This is a genomic window from Streptomyces syringium, assembly GCF_017876625.1.
GTDB classification, from domain to species: domain Bacteria; phylum Actinomycetota; class Actinomycetes; order Streptomycetales; family Streptomycetaceae; genus Streptomyces; species Streptomyces syringius.
This window is the reverse complement of the sequence record NZ_JAGIOH010000001.1, coordinates 2,502,775-2,520,641: the sequence shown is the minus strand read 5'-3', so window position 1 is coordinate 2,520,641 and position 17,867 is coordinate 2,502,775. Positions and strand designations below refer to the sequence as shown.

Below are 17,867 nucleotides of genomic sequence, written 5' to 3'. Positions count from 1 at the left end.
CGCCATTCAGGACGTCTTCTTCACGCGTCGCAGCTCGGCCCCGGTCGTGCGGACGGCCGCCTTCAGCTCGCGGTCGGGGTCGGCGCCGTCCTTGATGATGCGGCTGAGAGCGTCCTGATAGGCGGTTTGGCTCGCGACCGTCCACAGAAGGGGCTGCGCGTAGCCGTGGTCGACGGTGAAGCGCACGATGTCGGCCGCCGCCCCCGATCGCAGCCTGTCGGCCTTCTTCGCCAGGGAGACACGGGCCGGGATGTGGAAGCCGTAGGAGAGCGCGAAGTCCTGCTGGAAGTCCGTGCGCTCCACCCACAGCCACTTCACGTACGCCTTGGCCGCCGCCTTGCGCCGGCTGCGGGCGCTGACCGCGCTGCCGTACGCGCCGACGGGCACGGCGGGCCGCCCGCTCGGGCCGTCGGAGGGGAAGGGCAGCACCCCGAAGTCGTCCCCGAGTGCCTTCTTGATCTGCGGCAGCGCCCACAGCCCCGACCACTGCATGGCCGTCAGCCCCTGGACGAGGGCGGAGGGGTCGGACCAGTCGGCGGGGGCGCCCAGCAGCAGCGACTTGTCGGCGTAGAGCCGACGGATCTTGCCGAGCGTACGGGCGGCGGCCGGGTCGTCGAAGCCGACCTTGCCGTCGGCGGTGACCAGGCTCAGGCCCGCCGCGTGCAGCGGGGTGCCGCCGAGGACGCCCGCGCCGCCGTCGTTGCCGAGGAAGAGCCCCTTGGTCCGGGCGTCGGTGAGCTTTTTCGCGGCGTCGACCAGCTCGTCCAGCGTCCGGGGCGGCTTCACCCCGGCCTTGTCCAGCAGGCTTCTGCGGTAGTAGAGCACCTGGGTGTCGATGACCTGAGGGACGGCCCAGATCCGGCCGTCGTGGGTCTTGGGAGCGAGGGCCGCCGGATGGAAGTCGTCCTTGACGCCCTGCACGAGGTCGGTGAGGTCGACGATCTGTCCGCCCCGGATCTGGTCCAGCGTCGGGCCGTTGACCTCGAAGACGTCCGGCCCCGAGTCGGTCAGCAGGGCGGCCGCGGTCTGCTGGTCGTAGTTTCCGGGCCGCCACTGCACCCGGACGTCCGCGTTTTTATAGGCCTTCGCGTACCGCCGCACGGCCGGTTCGGTGCCCGCCTCGCCGTACTGGTGGTACCACTGGGACAGTTGGGACCGGGAACCGCTGTCTTCGCGCCCGGTGTTGGAGCCGCAGGCGGCGGCGAGCCCGCCCGCCAGGGCGAGCCCGCCACCGGTTGTCAGGAGTCGTCTGCGGCTGATCGGCATGTCGCGTCCCCTCGCTGCGTTGACGTCGGCGTGTCACTGAGCGCCTGGATCGTATGGCTCAACGATCAACGATGGAGGGGGAACGCAACAGAGGGGTTACCGCCGCGTGTCGGCCTTTCCGGCCGGTTCGCCACCTTGCGCCGCGCCACTTTGCGCCGCGCCAGCTTGCGCCGCGCCAGCTTGCGCCGCGCCACTTTGCGCCGCGCCGATCCGGAAGCGCAGCCGGCAGATCACCGCGTCGGTGTCCCGGCGCACCGCGTGCGCGACGACCGCGCCGCGCTGGTTCTGCAGCAGCCGCTGCCAGACGTGCGCGGGCTCGACCTCCGGGATGAGGACGGTGACGCGGTTGTCCGGGTGCCGGTCCGCGATCTCACGTACGTAGTCCACGATCGGGCGGCCCAAGGAGCGTGACGGGGCGGGCAGTTCGACGAGGTCGACACCGGGCCGCCACAGCTCCCAGTCGCGGCGCAGCGACTCCGCCGCCGCCCGCCCGTCCGGGTCGGCCTGGGTGACGGTCACCGCCACGACCTCGTCGCCGAGCGACACGGCGGCGGTCAGTGCCTTGCTGGTCAGCCGTGACAGCGAGGAGACGGGCACGACGACCACGGAGTGGCAGCGGCGGGGCGCCTCGGGCACCCGGCCCAGCTCCAGGCGAGCCCCGATCCGCCCGTACGCGCCGTGGACGGTCTCGAACACCAGGACAAGCAGCGGCAGCGCGACCACGATCAGCCACGCGCCCTCGGTGAACTTCGTCGCGGTGACGACGACGGCCGACACGCCCGTGAGCACCGCGCCGAAGCCGTTGAGGAGCGCCTTGCCCAGCCAGCCGGTGGAACGTTCCTGCCGCCAGTGCCGGACCATGCCGACCTGGCAGATCGTGAAGCCGACGAACACCCCGATCGCGAACAGCGGCACCAGCGTGTTGACGTCACCGCCGGAGAAGACCAGCAGCAGCGCGGAGACGGCCGCGAGCGCGAGCACACCGTGCCGGTGGACCTGCCGCTCGGCCTTGAGACCGAACACGTGCGGCAGGTAGTTGTCCCGGGCCAGCAGCCCCATCAGCACCGGCAGCCCGCCGAACGAGGTGTTCGCCGCCAGCGCCAGCAGCACCACGGTCGCGAACTGCACGACGTAGAACGCCCAGTTGTGCCCGAGCGAGGCGTCCGCGAGCTGCGCGAGGACGGTGACGCCCTCGACCGGCTGGAGATGGAAGCGGCCGATGAGGACCGACAGACCGATGAGCATGACGCCCAGCAGCGCCCCCAGCGCGACCTCCGTGCGCTGCGCCCGCCGGGTGGCCGGCGCACGGAAGGACGGCACGGCATTGGCCACGGCCTCGACACCGGTCAGCGCGGAGCAACCGGCGGCGAACGCCTTCAGCAGGAGCAGCGCCCCGACGGTCGTGGCGTTGTCGGACAGCACGGACGCATGACCGGCGGCGGCCTCGGTGCTGGCAGGCGCGTCCCGGAACAGCCCCACGACGATCACAGTCATGATCGAGCCGACGAAGACGGCGGTCGGAATGATGAAGGCCTTGGCCGAGTCCACGATGCCGCGCAGATTCACGGCCGTGACCAGCGCGAGGACGCCCAGGCAGATCCACAGCCGGTCGTCGTAGAGAGAGGGGACGGCGGAGGTGAGCGCCGCGACGCCCGCGGTGACGGACACCGCGACGTTCAGCACGTAGTCCAGCACCAGGGAAGCGGCGGTGAACAGACTGGTGCGCCGCCCCAGATGGCGCTTGGCGACGGCATAGCTGCCGCCGCCGTCCGGGAAGGCCGCGATGACCTGCCGGTAGGAGGCGACGAGCACGGCCAGCAGCGCCGCGATCGCGAGCGTCACCGGCAGCGTGAAGCCGAGCCCGTGCGCGCCCGCGGCGGCGAGTACGAGGACGATCGCCTCGGGCCCGTACGCGACGGACGCCATCGCATCCAGCGACAGAGCCGCCAGGCCCTGCGTCGCGGTCAACCGGTGCCGGTCGTCCGCCGCGGGCCCGGCGGCCCCGGTATCAGGCGGCTGCTCGCCGGTCCCGGCGGGCCGGTCGTGCTTGTTGGCCAGCATGGACATGAGTGGTCGTACCTCCGTGACGATGGGTCGCCGGGACCGGCGAGCAGCCGCTTGGCGCGAGTCGCCGCTTGGCGTCCCGGAGGCTCAGGTTGCGCCTGTGATGCCACGGAGGAGCCGGGCCTTGGCGGTGCCTTGGCGCGTTTTGGCGGTTTCTTCACGCGTCCTTGACGCCGGGGGAGGGGCGGCCGTCAGCGCGGCGTCAGGGTTGCCGGGCCCGGCGTCAGTGCCGCGTCAACACCGCACATGGGGCGGACGCGCCGGTTCTAGCGTCAGGACCATGGGACGCCGACAGGCATTACGGTCGCGGGTGCACGGGTCGCTGGCGCATGGCCGCGGGGCCGTTTACGGGCGGGAGGCGCGTCCCTCGGCGGGCGGGGTGCTCGCCTGGGACCGTGGCTGGCGGCGCGAGGCCCGGTCGGCCTGGCTGTGCGGCCTGGCGCTCGCCGGCGTCCTCACCGCCATCGACCTCGGGCGGGGCGGGCTCGACGGGCCGCGCGGCTGCTTCTGGGCGGCGCTCGGCGCCACGCTCGTCCTCGTCCTGCGCCCGGCCCGGATCACCGCCGGCGACGGCTGGCTGGCCTCGAGCGGCCTGCTGCGCGAGCGGCGCGTACGGACGGACCTGCTCACCCGGGTCCGGCGGGAGGACGGCATGACACCGCGCCTGGTCCTGCGGGACATCAAGGGCGGCCGCGTCGAACTCGCCCCCCAGGTCCTCGCCGACAACCCCCTGCTCTGGCACCACCTGGACACCGGAGCCCGCCGCGCCCGCGAGCGCGGCGTGCTGGTGGAGGGAGCGGGGGTGCTGACCGCTCTGGCGGAGCGGATCGACGGGGAGGGGGCGCGGAGGCTGTTGAGCTCAGCCGAATTCAGCCCGTCCGGCGATTGAGGACGGCGCTTGAGGACACCGCCGCGCAGCGGAGGTGCACACCAATCCGCCGGACAGGCTATCCGTACGTCACACCCGTGAGACGCTCCGAGGCCGCCCACAAACCCGCACTCGCCTTGTCGCTCAGCGTCCACTTCGCGCGGGCGGAGCGCGTGGGGGAGCCACGCCAGAGCTGCACGCGGGGGCCGAAGAAATCGTCCTGGCCGACGTCCGGCGCGGTGGCCGCGTAGAGCGAGGGAAGTGCGCCCTCCTCGGCGCTCTGCGCGAGGAACCGGTTGAGGAGCTCGGCGCCGCGCTCCATCCAGGCGCGCTCCTCCATCCGCGCCCCCGTGGTCTGGAGGTTGGTCGCCGCGTACCCGGGGTGCGCGGCGACGGCCACGACCCGCGAGCCCTCGGCGGTCAGCCGGCGCGCCAGCTCATGAGTGAAGAGGAGGTTGGCGCTCTTGGAACGCCCGTACTGGATCCAGCGGTGGTAGCGGTGGTCCATGTTGAGATCACGCGGGTCGACCGTGCTGAGGAAGTGCAGCCCGCTGGAGACGGTGACCACCCGCGCCCCGTGCCCGGCCTCCCGCAGCCGGGGGAGCAGCAGCCCGGTCAGCGCGAAGTGGCCGAGATGGTTCGTACCGAACTGCATCTCGAAGCCGTCGACCGTGCGGCGCTGCGGCAGTGCCATCACGCCCGCGTTGTTGATCAACAGGTCCACCCGGTCGTCCGTGAGATCCGCCGCGAAGGCCCGTACGGACGCGAGGTCCGAGAGGTCCAGCGGCGCGAACACCACGTCCGCACCGGGCGCCTCCGCCCGTACCCGTTCCTCCGCAGCCTTGCCGCGTGTCGCGTCGCGGCAGGCCAGCACCACCCGCGCGCCGCGCCGGGCCAGCTCCCGGGCGGTGATGTAGCCGATGCCGCTGTTGGCACCGGTCACCACGGCGGTACGGCCGCTCTGGTCGGGGATGTCGTGCGCGGTCCAGCCAGTCACGTCTGCTGTGCTCCTCTGCTCGGCGAACCACGGGGGCCGCTACGCGTCAGTAGCTTGCGTGCGTTCCAGCGTAGGCGAGGAGGGGCGCGCGCGGGCAGCCCGGGTGCCTATTAGTGCGCCGTCCGCGCCCCGTTGAGCCGAACGGGTGCCGATGGCTCATGGCCGACGCCCACCGACTTGTGCGGGTGCGACCCCGCGCTGCCCGTACGATCGCGCCGGTGAGCCCCGACATATCGCTGACCACGCTGCTCCTGCTCTGCCTGGCCGCCGCCGCGGCCGGGTGGATCGACGCCGTCGTCGGCGGGGGCGGCCTCCTCCAACTCCCGGCGCTGCTGGTCGGCCTGCCGCATCTGCCGCCCGCGCACATCCTCGGCACGAACAAGGCCGTCGCCATCTGCGGCACGACCGCGGCCGCCGTCGCCTACACCCGCCGCGACCCCATGACACTGCGCGCGGGCCTGCGCATCGGCGCCGCCGCCCTCGTCGGCTCCCTGGCCGGCGCCTTCTTCGCCTCCGGCATCAACAGCGCCGTACTGCGCCCCCTGATCATGGTCGTCCTGCTCGCCGTCCTCGCCTTCGTTCTCCTCCGCCCCACCTTCGGCGCGACGGCACTTCCCTCCGGCCCGGTCACGCGCCGCCGCGTGCTGACCGCGATCGCCGTGGCGGGCCTGGGTATCGGCTTCTACGACGGCCTCATCGGCCCCGGCACGGGCACGTTCCTCGTCATCGCCCTCGCGGCGATACTCCACATGGACCTGGTGACGGCCTCCGGCACGTCCAAGGTCATCAACGTCTGTACGAACGTGGGCGCGTTGGTGACCTTCTCCCTCCAGGGCGCCGTGCTGTGGCAGGTAGCGGCCCCCATGGCCGTCTTCAACCTCGTGGGCGGCGCTACAGGCGCGCGGATGGCACTGAAGCGGGGGAGCGGGTTCGTGCGCGGGGTGCTGGTCGTGGTGGTGGTGTCACTGGTGTGCAAGCTGGCGTTTGACCAGTGGGGCTGGTGAGACGTTCCGTCATAGGGCTGCACAGGAGCCCGAGATGGGCGATATTTAGCTGCTCATACAGTTAGCACTGCTTTGCAGGGCTCAATCTGCCGGTTCCTGACCGGTTCCTGAACAGAGGTTGCCTAGATGAAGTTGTCACGGATCACCGCGGTCGTAGCCGCCGCCTCCATAGCCCCGGCCGTCTTCCTCACCACGCCGGCGGTCGCCGACGGTGCCGATTCCAAGCCGCCGGTGACGGCGGGCTCTGAGCAGAGGCCGGGCCCTGCCGGGGGCGAGAAGTCCTCGGCGGAGGAGCCGGACGCGACTCAGCCCGGACGCGCTGTGGACGTCATTAACTTCCCCGAGAAGCTCACGGCGGGTGGCGACTGGACAGAGTTCTCGTTCGTCCTAGACAACGAGAACGCTGAGGAAGTCAAGGACTTCTCCTTGAGCTTCTGGCTTAGCAGCACGGGCAAGAGCACCGGGCAGCTCGATCCGGAGGACCCCCGAGCCACCAAGCTGAAGTACCGGACGCGCAGCGGCTCCGCCACCTCGAAATGGGAGTCGATGGTCGACGTCGTCACCAACGTCGGCGTACAGGGCAAGAGGCAGTTCGGCAAGATCCCCAAGGGGGAGAAGCTCACCGTCGACCTGCGTATCCGCCTGGGTGACGCCTTCCCGGCAGGGAAGGCGGGGCCGATTGTGAACACCCCCGAAGGTGTCGAGGCGCCGTCGCTGTCGGATATCACCGTCATGGCCAAGGACGGCGGCAAGACGGATCCCACGGGCGACCCGAAGCCGACGGCCACGGCGACCACGGGCGGCGGAACCAAGACCAAGGACCCCAAGACCGGGCCCAGCCCGAAGGCGTCCGCCACCGCAACCCCGACGACGAGCGCCACGGCCACCGCCACCGCTACCGCCACGCCGTCCGCGAGTGCGTCTTCGACGTGGTCCGCCGCGGGCAGCAGCACCGGCACCACCACCGGCGGCAGCGGTGAACTCGCCAAGACGGGCGCCGGCTCCTCCACCCCCTGGGCCGTCGCAGGCAGCGCGGGTGCGCTCGCACTGGGCACCGGCCTGGTAGTGACGGCCCGCCGCCGGGGCTCGCACGAGGGCTGACCAAGCACAGCTAAGGTCGAGACAAGGCCAGGCACTGTATTCCCTGGCCTTGTCAGTTGCGGAGACGGTTTGGGTCACAGGAGCTAGACCGTGTCCGGCGGATCTTGGCTGCGGGCCGTCTTGCCGCCTGCGGCGGCGGGCGCCCTGCGAGCGCGTCCTCAATCCCCCCAGCTACCGCTGGGAGGTGCCCCCCAGCGGGCTGCATGCGCAGCCCGTCCGGCGATTGAGGACACCACCGCGCAGCGGGGTGCGGCCGACACGGCCCACAGCCCCCGGCCCGCATGATCCGCCGGACATGCCATAGGCCGGTAGGAGCTGCTCATGGGCTTGAGGGCAACTCCCTCGACGCCTCTCTCCGCCCACGGATCCGACAGCCACTCCTGACCTGGTCTGCTGACGTCGTCATGGGGCACGACATCCACGGCGGGCCGAGCTGAAGGTCCCGAAAGAGCTGTTCCAGGATGGCCCGGCGCTCCCGGTAGGGCAGAGCAGTAACGTCTCCCGAACCAGTGTGAATCACATCGAAAACTACATAGTGGGCGGGTTCTCTTAATGCCAGTCGGGCCGCAGCCGCAGCACCGCTGCGTGTCCGCTGCCGAAGCCGGTCGAACGCAAGCCTCTGGCCGACCCACACGACCAGCTCGCCATCCAATAGCAGCCCCACCGGCAGGTCCCGGACGGCTGCTGCGGAAACGGAATTAGAGATTCTCGCCGATATATAATCAACAAGCCTTTGAATTCCTCGATGCGGGGTGAGAATCGCCCGGAAGATCCATTTTTATGCCCGCGGCCCCTGCGAGGTCAGCTTGTTTGTAGGTTGCACGTGCTCGATCGTTCCCTTTATGATCCGGCGTGGGGATCGGGGTGACTTCCCGAAATGCACCGAACTTTATATGGGGGAACAATGCGTTCACTGCACCGCAGTCGAAAACTGCTTGCCGGTACGGTGGTATCTGCTACCGCGCTGCTGGCCACACTCACTCCGGCTGTGGCGGCGGACAATCCGGCGCAGGATGCCGCCAAGAAGGCCCAGCTGCATGCGCTGCTGGCGGCGATCGATATGACGGGTTCGGCCCTGGATTCGGGCCAGGAATCCGCGATCAGCAGACACTACGCCCTCCTCGACCTCCTCCGGCAGCAATTCCCCGAGGTGGCCCGGAAGGTGTCCGATCCTCGGCAGTTGGAGGTGACCGCGAAGGAGGCGGTCGTCACCGAGGACGGGGAGATCGTGTCCCCGGAAACCGGAAAGCCGCTCGGCAAGGACGAACTCGCGGCGATCGAGCCTCCTGCAGACGCCCAGGCGAGCGAGCCCTCCGAGGAGCAGGAGACGCCCGAGGAGACGGATGCCGATCCGAACGCCCCCGCGGAGGGCGATGCCGCGCTCGCGGCGGCCGCCGTCCGGGGTGGCAAGTGGAAAATGACCCACATCACCTACACCCATCGCAGCTATTTCGGTAACACGATCTTCAAGTACCACACGTATGCGCGCTTCAATTACAAGGGCGGCAAGGTGCGCGCCTGGGGCAAGCGGTACGACAACACCAGCAATGAGGACAGCGGGGTCGACGTCGGCGGCAGAATGATGAACCGCAAGTCCAAGGTTCCGGCGTCCTCTGCTACTTCCATCATGAAGCGCAAAGTCACGTTCAAGATCCCGATCTACGGCGAATATGCGACCGTCTACCCCTGGGCCAAGGTGAAGGTTTACGGCTCCGGCCGGACGAAGATCGCGGGCACCGGCGCCTGACGCGGGAAACGCACCTCTCCTCAATGGCGTGAGCCCTCTACGACACGTATCGACATCGTGCCGTAGAGGGCCGCTTTTGCCACCGACGTTCCGGAATCCGCCGCGCCGGTTCCTGCGCCCCGGGTCATCGCTGACAGCGGGCCGCCCACGGGCTGGCGCCGACTCGGGATCCGGCGCGACCCACACGCCCGCCCTGTAGAAGCTGCATAGTGAACTCCGTGGCAGCGAAGAGAATTCAGGTTTCCCGAGAGACTCGGAATCACCTCGCCGAGCTTGCTGAGCAGCGCGGCCTGAGCATCGGGCAACTGGGCAGGGCATTGGTGGCCGAGCACCCCACGGCCGCGCAGTGGGCGGAGCGGCTTGCTGCCGACCGGGAGGTCGTGCGCCGGGTGATCGGTGTCGGGATCAGTGATGAGGAGTTCGATCAGGCTCCTGACGTGCGGGGCAATCTTTGCGAGATCGCGGCGGACAAGGCTTGTGATCACCCTCGACGGCAGCGCCGTCAGCCATGAGTTCCGGGGCCCAGTTCTCTCTCCCCTGACAGGTCCCACTCGCCGCAGAACGGCCACGCCCCTCGGTCGGGTGGTTTGGGACGCACCTTTCGCTCACCCGTCGAACCGGCCGGAAGAATAGGTCTGTTGTAGCCGTCGGGAGGGATATTCGGATGGGAACGAAGTGGTCTGCCGGTCCGTGGGGAATGGGGCTGGCCTTGGTAGCCGTCTTGGCATCAGTCGCAGCGCCAGCGGCCGCTCATGGCCAAGCATCGCATCAGTTGGCCAAGCGCATCGTGCTCACGAACCCGGACAGCGGCCGGTCCGTGTCCGCGAGCACGGGTGATGATATCGAGGTCCGCCTCACCCACTACAGGGAACGCGGTCTCAACTACAGCTGGGACGTCCCGCAGTCCAGTGACTCCGCGGTGCTCCGACGAACGTCGGGTGGTAGCACACCGGCCGGCGACGCGACAGCGATCTTCACCGGGGAAAAGGCCGGCACTGTCACCCTCAGCGCGGCTCGCCGTTGCCGCCCCGATCCGGGCAACATCTGCCCCCTGGTCATTTCGCCTTGGCGCGTCACGGTGACCGTGCAGTGACCTGACCCGTCGACAGCCCTAGAAGAGAACGTCAGCGAGGCGGTCGACCTGGTCGATGTCCGAGGACCAGCAGTAGAGGATGACCTCGTCGGCGCCGATCCCGGTAAAGGCCGCGGCCGCGTCGCGGATGGCCTGCGGTGTGGTGAGAAGGCCGTTCGCCACATGGTCCGCGCGCCCGGTGAAGTCGTAGTAGCTGCGGATGTTACGCAGGGCCTGCTCCACCGTGCTCTGCGAGCCAAGGGCGACGTTCACCTGGGCGACCAGGCGTGGGCTGCCGGAGCGGTCGTACTTCTCCCAGACCGCCTCGACGCTGCGGTACAGGTCGGCCATGAACGGCGGTGGAAGCGCGGCACCGAGGAACCCGTCCCCGTACTGGCCGACGCGCTCGATCGCGGCCGGAGAGAAGCCTCCGAACAGCACTTCCGGGCCGCCAGGCGTCGAGGGCGCAGGGCCGATCGGCCCGGCATCCGCGCCGTACGGCTCGCCGGCCCAGGTCCGACGCAGCAGCGGCATCTGCTCGTCGAGGCGGCGGCCCCGACGGCGGATGTCGATGCCCGCGGCCAGGCAGTCGTCCTCGCGACCGCCGACGCCGATGCCGAGCGTGAAGCGGCCGCCCGACAAGCGGTCGAGGGTCGCTGTCTGCTTTGCGAGGATCGCGGTGTTGTGGACGGGCGCGATCAGCACCTCGGTCTGGAGGCGGATGCGGGACGTGGCACCAGCAAGGGTCGCGAGGGTGATGAGGGGCTCGGGGTTGTCGAAGACAAGCCGGTCCAGCAGGCCGAGCGTGCTGAACGGGCTGGCGTCGGCACGCTGCGCCCAGCTCAACAGCAATGCGGGGTCGTCAATGGGAAGGCCAAGGCCGATTTTCATGGGGAGGATCCTCCGGAGGGCATGCCAAATCAGGTGCCGCCCCTCCGTGGCTCCGCGCATGTGCGCGGGCTCGCTCCCGTTCTGCGACGTGGTTCCAGAGAGCGTGATCTTTAGAGTGCGGTGACCGTAACGCGGTCATCCAGGCTTGAGCAACACCTTTTCTGGCACGCACCCCTGGGCACTTCTCGATGGCCGAATGATCGAGACCGCCCTCACGCGGGTGGGACGGGCGCCCATCCGTCCCGTGTATCACTGGTGCTCCGCCGCACGGCGGATAGGGACCGGCCTCTGGTGTGATGTGTGGGCGCCGGCACCGGCGGCATCGTGGTGGGAGGTGGTCAGCACGTCGCTGGCGCCGCTCATCCAGGAGGAAGCAATGTCCCGTGTTCGCCGTCCCTTTGGTGCCGCCGTCGCCCTCGCCGTATGCGCGGCCGCTGTGCTGATTTCAGGGGCGAGCGGGCCGGCTGCGGCGGCCGGGAGTGACACCCGGGTCGCCGTCCGGCAGACGCCGGACGAGCCCTCGCTCACCGGGTCCGCCAAGCTCAAGCGCAAGCCGGGTGACGACGTGCACTTCTCCTTCAACGCCCGCGGCTTCGCCGACAAGGCGCGCGGCACGTTCTACGTCAGCCACCACATGGGCAAGGACTGGGGCGGCTATTTCAAGGGGCGTATCGACTGCCTGCTGACCGGCGGACCGGTCGCCGTGGCGACGGGCATCGTGACCGAGTCGCACTTCGAGGCCGCGCCCGGTCTGCCGCAGATTGGGGATCTGAAGGGCAAGCGATTCGGATTCACCGTGCTGGACGACGGCAAGAAGGGTGACCGGCTGGGTTACAGCTGGGCGCTCGACGGGCTGCCGAAGAAGAGCGTTGGCCCCTGCCAGGGCAGCGCCCCCTTCGAGACCCTGGAGAAGGGCAACTTCAAGGTCCACCACTGGATGCCGTCACGGGAAGCGGAAGCCACCAAGGCGACGACGACGAAGGACTGATCGGAGCCGGTCGTAAGGGGGGAGCTGTGGGGCCCGGCCGGAGCGCGGCCGGGCTCCACTGCGTTGCCCCCCCGGTCAGCGCCGAGTGCTCGGTACGTGGTCGTAGCAGTAGCCGCGGTGGTGGCCGGCGTTGTCCAGGACGCTGTTGCCGGTCTTGGGGCCGACGATGCCGTCCGCCCCGAGCTTGGACGCCTTCTGGAACTTCACCACCCAGGTCTTCGTGGCGGACCCGAACTTGCCGTCCTCGCCGATCGGGCGCCCCTTGCCCGTTCGCTCCGCCCAGTTGTTCACGGCCCGCTGAACACACCACACGCCGTGCGAGTTGCCGGACCCGACGGAGATGTTGGCTATACCCGGCTTGGCGTTCGCCGTACCGGCCAAGCCGCCGCCCACCATGCCTGCCGCCGCGGCCATGATGCCGATCGTGCATACGGTCTTCTTGATGCCTGCCATGAGCGCATGTCCTTCCCGAGGATCGTGCCGCCGGTCGTCGGCGCGTTGGAAAAGTTATGCGCGGCGGGGCCATGACCGCGTCCCGCAGGTGTTTGATCTCTGCCGTCCATCCGCTGCGGTACGCCGCGATCACCTCAACCCCGTGCGGTACGACGGCACGCCGCGCCGCATCCAAAACCACACCGTCTACCCCGCCCCCTGATCAATGCGCCTGCATTCGGGTCGAGTTGGCGGGTCGGTCGGGCTACGGTCCGACAGTCATCCACCGGAAGATCTACGGGTGGAGGCGGTAATCCGGCTCGAGTTTCCACCTGCTCCCGGACGGCAGCAGGCTTTCCGAGAAGATCGCCGCCATTGAACAATGCACTATCCAGATGGAGTTGGCTCCTTCATGACCCACGCCCGTCCGGGCCCCTCTGCGGGATCGTCCGCCGCTGTCAGCATGTGGCGGCACAGGCGGACGGGACGATCTCGTTCCGCCTCGTGAAGAAACGTTCCTGCTGCGGCCTTCCGGCCGCGCTGGACAGACGAGAGGAGAGACCGTGCAACGTCTCACCCGACGCGACATGGTTCGACGGTCCATGCTGGTGGTGGCCGGTACCGCGCTCGCCGGTCAGACCGCCGTCACCACGGCGAACGCCTCGCCCCTGAGCCCGCATACCGCGCGTGCCGCCGACGTGCCGGCCGCATTCGACGAGACGTATCTCGGTCGGCACATCGAAGGCTGGCCCGCCGATGAGGGGCATGGCGGCCACACCGGTCATGGCGGAGCCGACGGCCATGGTCTCGTCGAGTTCGTCGTCCGCATCGACAACGACGATCTGCACGTGATGCAGAACGCCGACGGCACCTGGATCAGCGTGATCGACCACTACGAGACGCACCCCACCCCCCGCGACGTGGCCCGCGCCGCCGTACGGGACCTCGACGGGGCATCACTCGTGCCCCTCGCCGTCTGACATCGCGCTCGGCACCCCCGCACCGAAAGGATCCGTCGTCATGGCAGACCGCAAGAACCAGGCAGACCTGTCGGCCGCCGAGAAGCGGAACTTCATCGACGCCGTCATCGCCCTCAAGCGCCAGGGCCGCTACGACGAGTTCATCACCACGCACAACGCCTTCATCATGAGTGACACCGATGACGGCGAGCGAACGGGGCACCGTTCACCGTCGTTCCTGCCCTGGCACCGCCGGTTTCTGCTCCAGTTCGAGCAGGCGCTCCAGAGCGTCAACCCTTCCGTCATGCTGCCCTACTGGGACTGGACGGTCGACCGTTCGCCCAGCAGCTCGCTGTGGGCGGACACGTTCCTCGGCGGTGACGGCCGCAGCGGAGACGGGCGGGTCACCTCCGGAGCGTTCGCCTTCGGAGGCGGTAATTGGCCCATGAACATACGGGTCGACGGCAGGACCTTCTTGCGGCGAGCCCTGGGCGTCGGCACCCGCGAACTCCCCACTCGGGCGGAGGTGGACGCCGTGCTGGCCATGCCCACGTATGACGCCGCCCCGTGGAACAGCAGGTCCGAAGGCTTCCGCAACCACATCGAGGGATGGCGCGGCCCCAACCTGCACAATCGCGTCCACGTCTGGGTCGGCGGTCAGATGACGAGCGGGGCTTCGCCGAACGATCCGGTCTTCTGGCTGCATCACTGTTTCATCGACAAACTGTGGGCCGACTGGCAGAGGCTGCACCCCTCCTCCGGCTACGTGCCCGTCTCGGCCCCGCGCAATGTGATCGGCCTCCGCGACACGATGAAGCCCTGGAACGACGTCACGCCGGAGGACATGCTTGACCACACGAAGTTCTATACCTACCGCTGACCAGGCGGGGGGCTTGGTGGGCTGAGAGGAAGTCGGCATGAGCGTGGTGGAGGCTGTAGATGTCCCGCAATCCCTGGCGTCGTCGTACGCCAGAAGTTTCGGCGAGCAGGGGACGGCCTGGATCACCGCGCTGCCGGCTCTCGCCGCGGAATTCCTGGACCGCTGGGAGCTGAAACGGGACGGCGTCGCCGGAGCGGGGGAAGCCTCGCTGGTGTTGCCGGTGTCGGGCAAGGACGGCACGCGCGCGGTCCTCAGACTCCAGATGCCCAGGGAGGAGACAACCGCCGCGCTCATCGGTCTGCGCACCTGGAACGGTGACGGGATGGTACGGCTGCTCGACCACGATCCCGACAGCGGCACCATGCTCCTGGAGCGGCTGGACGGTGCCCGCACGCTGGCATCGGTCGAGGACGACGACGCTGCGATGGGCATCCTGGCCGGGCTTCTGGCCCGGCTGGTCCGCGTTCCCGCGCCGCAGGGGTTGCGCAGCCTCAAAGTCATCGTCAACGAGATGCTGGAGCAGGTTCCGCAGGTGGTCACGGCACTGGCCGACCCGGCCGACCGGCAGCTCCTGCGCGGCTGGGCGTCGGCGGTGGCCGAGCTGATCGACGAACCCGGCGACCGGCTACTGCACTGGGACCTGCACTACGACAACGTGCTCGCCGCGTCGCGCGAGCCGTGGCTCGCCATCGACCCCGAGCCGCTCGCCGGGGACCCCGGCTTCGACCTGTGGCCCGCGCTGGACAGCCGGTGGGACGACGTCGTCGCGAAGGGCGACACTCCGCGCATTGTGCGGCGCCGCTTCGACCTGCTCACCGAGGCCCTGGGCCTGGACCGCGCACGGGCGACCGGCTGGACGCTGGGGCGGCTGCTGCAGAACTCCCTATGGGACATCAGCGACGGAGAGACCGCGCTCGCCCCGTCGTCCATCGCTGTCGCGGAGTCGCTGCTGAAGCGGTGACCTCTTGTGAACTGGGTATCAGAACGGGCCCTTCTCCAGCTTGAGGGGCTGGAAGGGGTTCCCTGGTCCGCGAAGCTTGTTCTGGACGGGGTCCTCCGGGGCGGCGTTCGTCGGTAGCACCACCGACTCGTAGCGTTTCGCCTGGCCGGCGACCCTCATCTTGTCCCCGCCACTCAGCTTGACGGGGTACCACCCGTCACTCGTTCCGCTGGTGACGTTGACCTCGACCCCGAATTCACAGTCCTTGTTTCCCGTGAAGAAGTAGAGGTCGAAGGAGCGGGCATCGGCTTGCTTCCCGCCGTCGAGGTAGATGCCCTTCGAGAAGGCGTTTCCCTTGATTCGCCAGACTTCCGCCTTCGCGGCCGGGTCGGAAACGACTCTTCCCTCGTGTTGTCTCGGCCGGGGGACGGGCTCCGTGAGATCGAAAGCGATCTCCGTCGGCGGCATTTCCTCCCCGCCGTCCCCGATCGGCGGCGGAACCACAGCGGTCCCCGCGTACCGTGTCGGCTGGCACTTGAGACCGGAGAGCCGCATGTTCTGGACCACGACGGTTCCCTCGTGGAGGGGAGACAGGGTGACTCTGGTCGCGGCCACCCCGACGGGAGCGACTCGGTTCTTCTCGAACCATGTCGAGTACGCCTCCGTCCCGTAGAGGGCCGATTTTCCTTCCCCCAGATCGGCGGTGCGATCAGGGAAGGCGAAGCGTGAGCCGTAGAAGCCAGGTGCCCCCGCCACGCTCGCGATCGGCGGGCCCGCTTCCTTCTTCTTGTCCTCTTCCACCTCCCCCTTCTCCCGGTCTTCCGCTTCCCGCGCGATCTTCACCGAGTCCTCGCCGGACTTCGTGCTGCGATCCTGGTACCACACGCCGAGAATCGCTCCGGGCACCCCGATCAAGGCGCTTAAGCCGCCGATCACGGCCATGACCTTGACCGTCTTCTTCCAGCGCGGGGTTTCCTGGTCCGGTCCGTCGTTCTGTGGAGGCGGCGCCGCCGGAGGTGGAGGCGGAGATGCGGTCATCGTTTCCCCCGGTTCTTCTGCGGTTGTCCGAGGCCGACGTTCTAGCAGAAGGTGTGGGCCCCATCAACTCAACGCGTGATCAATTGAGTTGGCGGCCGTCTGGGGGTGGCTGGAAGTGCGTCACTCTGTGGAGTGAACCCCTCAGTGACTGAACGCGCCCGTCACGAGGGCCTCACGGAAGGTGGTCCAGGGGCTAGGGGAGAAGCGGATCACTGGGCCGTGGGGCTCTTGGAGTCGCGTATCGCCACGATGGCGGGGACGTTGGTGGCTATCTCCACGCATTCGTGGTTGGGGTCGCTGAAGCTCGACTTGCGGAACCGGATGCTTGACTGCCCCCACGCTTCCTTGCTCATGCAGATACCCCCAGCCCCTGGACTCAGCGCGCTCGTTGACTCAACGGTCGAACGTTCCTGTCACGAGTGCTTCACGGAAGGCATCCCAAGGGGCCGGGGAGACTCTGAGGATCGGCCCGTCGGGGACCTTGGAGTCGCGCAACGCCACGATGTCTGAGATGTTCAGGGCTACCTCCACGCATTCGGCTTCGTCGTTGCTGAAGGTCGATTTGCGGAACTGGAAATCTGGCAGCATTTACAGTTCCTTGCTCATGGTGGTGATGAAGGCCCGGGAGTCTTCCGGGCTCAGTGCCTGCGCGGCTACGTCCGCGAAGAGCGCAGCATGTTGTGAGGCTTCCTCGCCGCCTTCCACCCAGCGCTGAGTGAGCGGCACCTCCATGAACACCACGTCCATCGCGCCAGGATCAGAGAACGACAGGATGTTGAACGAGGCGCCCAACGCTCGGTGAGAGCCGGCCTTAAAGGGCAGCACCTGGAGGGTGATGTGCGGCTTCTTGGAGATGCGGCGCAAGTGCTCCAACTGGCCTCCCATCACGTCGCGTCCACCTACAAGGCACCGTAGCGCGGCTTCGTGCACGACGGCCCAGAAGGAGAGTGGGGGATTGTCGGCAAGCCGCTGTTGCCGGTTGATTCGAGTCTGGACAAACTGGTCGTCGGGTCGCAGGGCGCGGACGTAGGCAGGGGTTTGCAGCAGCCCCGGAACGTAGGACACCTGCCATGACTTGACCGAGGTTGCCACGCTCTCCAGGGACACGTACTCCTTGAGCGCTGCGATGAGGGGCAGATCGTTCCACCAGCCCTTCACCTTCCGCCGCTCGCGGTCGATCCGTGCCAACTCCAGGAGCCCGCCTACCACGGTCGGCTCGGTCGCTCCGTACAGCTCGCACAGCGCCCGGATGTCCGGATCCCGCATCGGGACCCAGCCGCGTTCCATCTTGGCGACCTTCGCCGTCGACGAGGTCAGCGCCTTCGATGCCTGCCCTTGGGTGAGGCCAGCCTTGGTGCGGAGCTGGAGCAGCTCACCGCCGAGCCTGCGACCGAGGACGGTTGAGACGCGGTTGTCCTGGGCGGATTGATCCTCTGTCACGTTCCCAACTCCTCGCGTTTGCGCGCCCAGTCTGGATCTCGCGGGACCGTGCTCGCAACACGTTGGGATAATTTTCCCCGGGATCGGTTGAACGGATCACCTCGACAGTCGTACCGTCCGTAACGAACCGATCGCGCCACGCAAATCAGCCACGCGCGCCGATCCCCCACGCCCGGAGGA

At 68.6% G+C, this 17,867-nt stretch carries 20 protein-coding genes and 1 pseudogene; 11 read left to right on the top strand and 10 right to left on the bottom strand.

The annotated features are described in order from the left end of the window. Positions 1-6 precede the first annotated feature (6 nt). On the bottom strand, positions 7-1,266 hold the full coding sequence (locus tag JO379_RS11210; RefSeq protein ID WP_209514822.1) for an ABC transporter substrate-binding protein: 1,260 nt from the start codon (positions 1,264-1,266) through the stop codon (positions 7-9). On the opposite strand from JO379_RS11210, the pseudogene JO379_RS34105 reads away from it, so the two are divergent. Beyond that, a pseudogene (locus JO379_RS34105) lies at positions 1,150-1,440 on the top strand (hypothetical protein); the annotation flags it as partial. The gene JO379_RS11210 and the pseudogene JO379_RS34105 sit on opposite strands and share 117 nt — an antisense overlap. Here the strand turns inward: JO379_RS34105 and JO379_RS11205 are convergent. Further along, positions 1,363-3,333 carry an APC family permease gene (locus tag JO379_RS11205; protein WP_209514820.1) on the bottom strand — a complete coding sequence of 657 codons (1,971 nt, stop codon included), beginning with the start codon at positions 3,331-3,333 and terminating at the stop codon, positions 1,363-1,365. The pseudogene JO379_RS34105 and the gene JO379_RS11205 sit on opposite strands and share 78 nt — an antisense overlap. 277 nt (positions 3,334-3,610) lie before the next feature. Here JO379_RS11205 and JO379_RS11200 point away from each other — a divergent pair, with 277 nt between their 5' ends. After that, entirely contained in the window at positions 3,611-4,219 is a 609-nt protein-coding gene (locus tag JO379_RS11200) for a hypothetical protein (protein ID WP_245381438.1), read from the top strand. Between the two features lie 58 nt (positions 4,220-4,277). Here JO379_RS11200 and JO379_RS11195 read toward each other — a convergent pair whose 3' ends face one another. After that, entirely contained in the window at positions 4,278-5,195 is a 918-nt protein-coding gene (locus JO379_RS11195; protein ID WP_209514818.1) for an oxidoreductase, read from the bottom strand. Between the two features lie 218 nt (positions 5,196-5,413). On the opposite strand from JO379_RS11195, the gene JO379_RS11190 reads away from it, so the two are divergent. Both JO379_RS11190 and JO379_RS11185 read left to right on the top strand, forming a co-directional pair. Beyond that, positions 5,414-6,199 (top strand): sulfite exporter TauE/SafE family protein, encoded by a 786-nt coding sequence (locus JO379_RS11190; RefSeq protein ID WP_242626023.1) that lies wholly within the window; start codon positions 5,414-5,416, stop codon positions 6,197-6,199. Positions 6,200-6,325: 126 nt separating this feature from the next. Then, the gene (locus JO379_RS11185) at positions 6,326-7,300 is read left to right on the top strand and encodes an LPXTG cell wall anchor domain-containing protein (RefSeq protein ID WP_209514816.1); all 975 of its coding nucleotides are present in this window, start codon (positions 6,326-6,328) and stop codon (positions 7,298-7,300) included. Between the two features lie 319 nt (positions 7,301-7,619). Here the strand turns inward: JO379_RS11185 and JO379_RS34100 are convergent, their stop codons facing one another. Continuing rightward, positions 7,620-7,964: an ATP-dependent DNA ligase gene (locus tag JO379_RS34100; protein ID WP_209514814.1), complete on the bottom strand. Its 345-nt coding sequence runs from the start codon at positions 7,962-7,964 to the stop codon at positions 7,620-7,622. Between the two features lie 240 nt (positions 7,965-8,204). Between JO379_RS34100 and JO379_RS11175 the strand changes: the two genes are divergently transcribed. The 3 genes from JO379_RS11175 (at position 8,205) to JO379_RS11165 (ending at position 10,140) form a co-directional block, all read left to right on the top strand. Next, on the top strand, positions 8,205-9,047 hold the full coding sequence (locus JO379_RS11175; RefSeq protein WP_209514810.1) for a hypothetical protein: 843 nt from the start codon (positions 8,205-8,207) through the stop codon (positions 9,045-9,047). A 218-nt stretch (positions 9,048-9,265) separates the two neighbouring features. After that, complete coding sequence (locus tag JO379_RS11170; protein WP_209514808.1) at positions 9,266-9,559, top strand: hypothetical protein; 294 nt, start codon at positions 9,266-9,268, stop codon at positions 9,557-9,559. Positions 9,560-9,819: 260 nt separating this feature from the next. Continuing rightward, positions 9,820-10,140 (top strand): hypothetical protein, encoded by a 321-nt coding sequence (locus tag JO379_RS11165; RefSeq protein ID WP_209514806.1) that lies wholly within the window; start codon positions 9,820-9,822, stop codon positions 10,138-10,140. Between the two features lie 18 nt (positions 10,141-10,158). On the opposite strand, the gene JO379_RS11160 is transcribed toward JO379_RS11165, so the two are convergent. Then, entirely contained in the window at positions 10,159-11,010 is an 852-nt protein-coding gene (locus JO379_RS11160; RefSeq protein ID WP_209514804.1) for an LLM class flavin-dependent oxidoreductase, read from the bottom strand. 376 nt (positions 11,011-11,386) lie between these two features. Between JO379_RS11160 and JO379_RS11155 the strand changes: the two genes are divergently transcribed. Next, the gene (locus JO379_RS11155) at positions 11,387-11,998 is read left to right on the top strand and encodes a hypothetical protein (RefSeq protein ID WP_209514802.1); all 612 of its coding nucleotides are present in this window, start codon (positions 11,387-11,389) and stop codon (positions 11,996-11,998) included. Positions 11,999-12,073: 75 nt separating this feature from the next. On the opposite strand, the gene JO379_RS11150 is transcribed toward JO379_RS11155, so the two are convergent. After that, positions 12,074-12,451 (bottom strand): peptidoglycan-binding domain-containing protein, encoded by a 378-nt coding sequence (locus JO379_RS11150; protein WP_130877646.1) that lies wholly within the window; start codon positions 12,449-12,451, stop codon positions 12,074-12,076. 542 nt (positions 12,452-12,993) lie between these two features. Between JO379_RS11150 and melC1 the strand changes: the two genes are divergently transcribed. Genes melC1 through JO379_RS11135 form a run of 3 tightly spaced genes read left to right on the top strand, consistent with a single transcriptional unit; the run spans position 12,994 to position 15,230 of the window. Then, a complete protein-coding gene (melC1, locus tag JO379_RS11145) occupies positions 12,994-13,410 on the top strand; it encodes an apotyrosinase chaperone MelC1 (RefSeq protein ID WP_307841955.1) in 417 nt (138 codons plus the stop codon). 40 nt (positions 13,411-13,450) lie between these two features. Further along, on the top strand, positions 13,451-14,269 hold the full coding sequence (melC2, locus tag JO379_RS11140; protein ID WP_209514799.1) for a tyrosinase MelC2: 819 nt from the start codon (positions 13,451-13,453) through the stop codon (positions 14,267-14,269). Positions 14,270-14,306: 37 nt separating this feature from the next. Further along, entirely contained in the window at positions 14,307-15,230 is a 924-nt protein-coding gene (locus JO379_RS11135; RefSeq protein WP_209514797.1) for an aminoglycoside phosphotransferase family protein, read from the top strand. An 18-nt stretch (positions 15,231-15,248) separates the two neighbouring features. Here JO379_RS11135 and JO379_RS11130 read toward each other — a convergent pair whose 3' ends face one another. The 4 genes from JO379_RS11130 to JO379_RS11115 all read right to left on the bottom strand — a co-directional run bounded on the left by JO379_RS11130 (position 15,249) and on the right by JO379_RS11115 (position 17,687). Further along, positions 15,249-16,151 (bottom strand): hypothetical protein, encoded by a 903-nt coding sequence (locus tag JO379_RS11130; RefSeq protein WP_209514795.1) that lies wholly within the window; start codon positions 16,149-16,151, stop codon positions 15,249-15,251. 305 nt (positions 16,152-16,456) lie between these two features. Further along, entirely contained in the window at positions 16,457-16,600 is a 144-nt protein-coding gene (locus JO379_RS11125; protein ID WP_307841953.1) for a DUF397 domain-containing protein, read from the bottom strand. Positions 16,601-16,640: 40 nt separating this feature from the next. Next, a complete protein-coding gene (locus tag JO379_RS11120; protein ID WP_307841952.1) occupies positions 16,641-16,835 on the bottom strand; it encodes a DUF397 domain-containing protein in 195 nt (64 codons plus the stop codon). Further along, a complete protein-coding gene (locus JO379_RS11115; RefSeq protein ID WP_209514793.1) occupies positions 16,836-17,687 on the bottom strand; it encodes a helix-turn-helix domain-containing protein in 852 nt (283 codons plus the stop codon). It abuts the gene before it with no gap. Between the last annotated feature and the right edge of the window lie 180 nt (positions 17,688-17,867).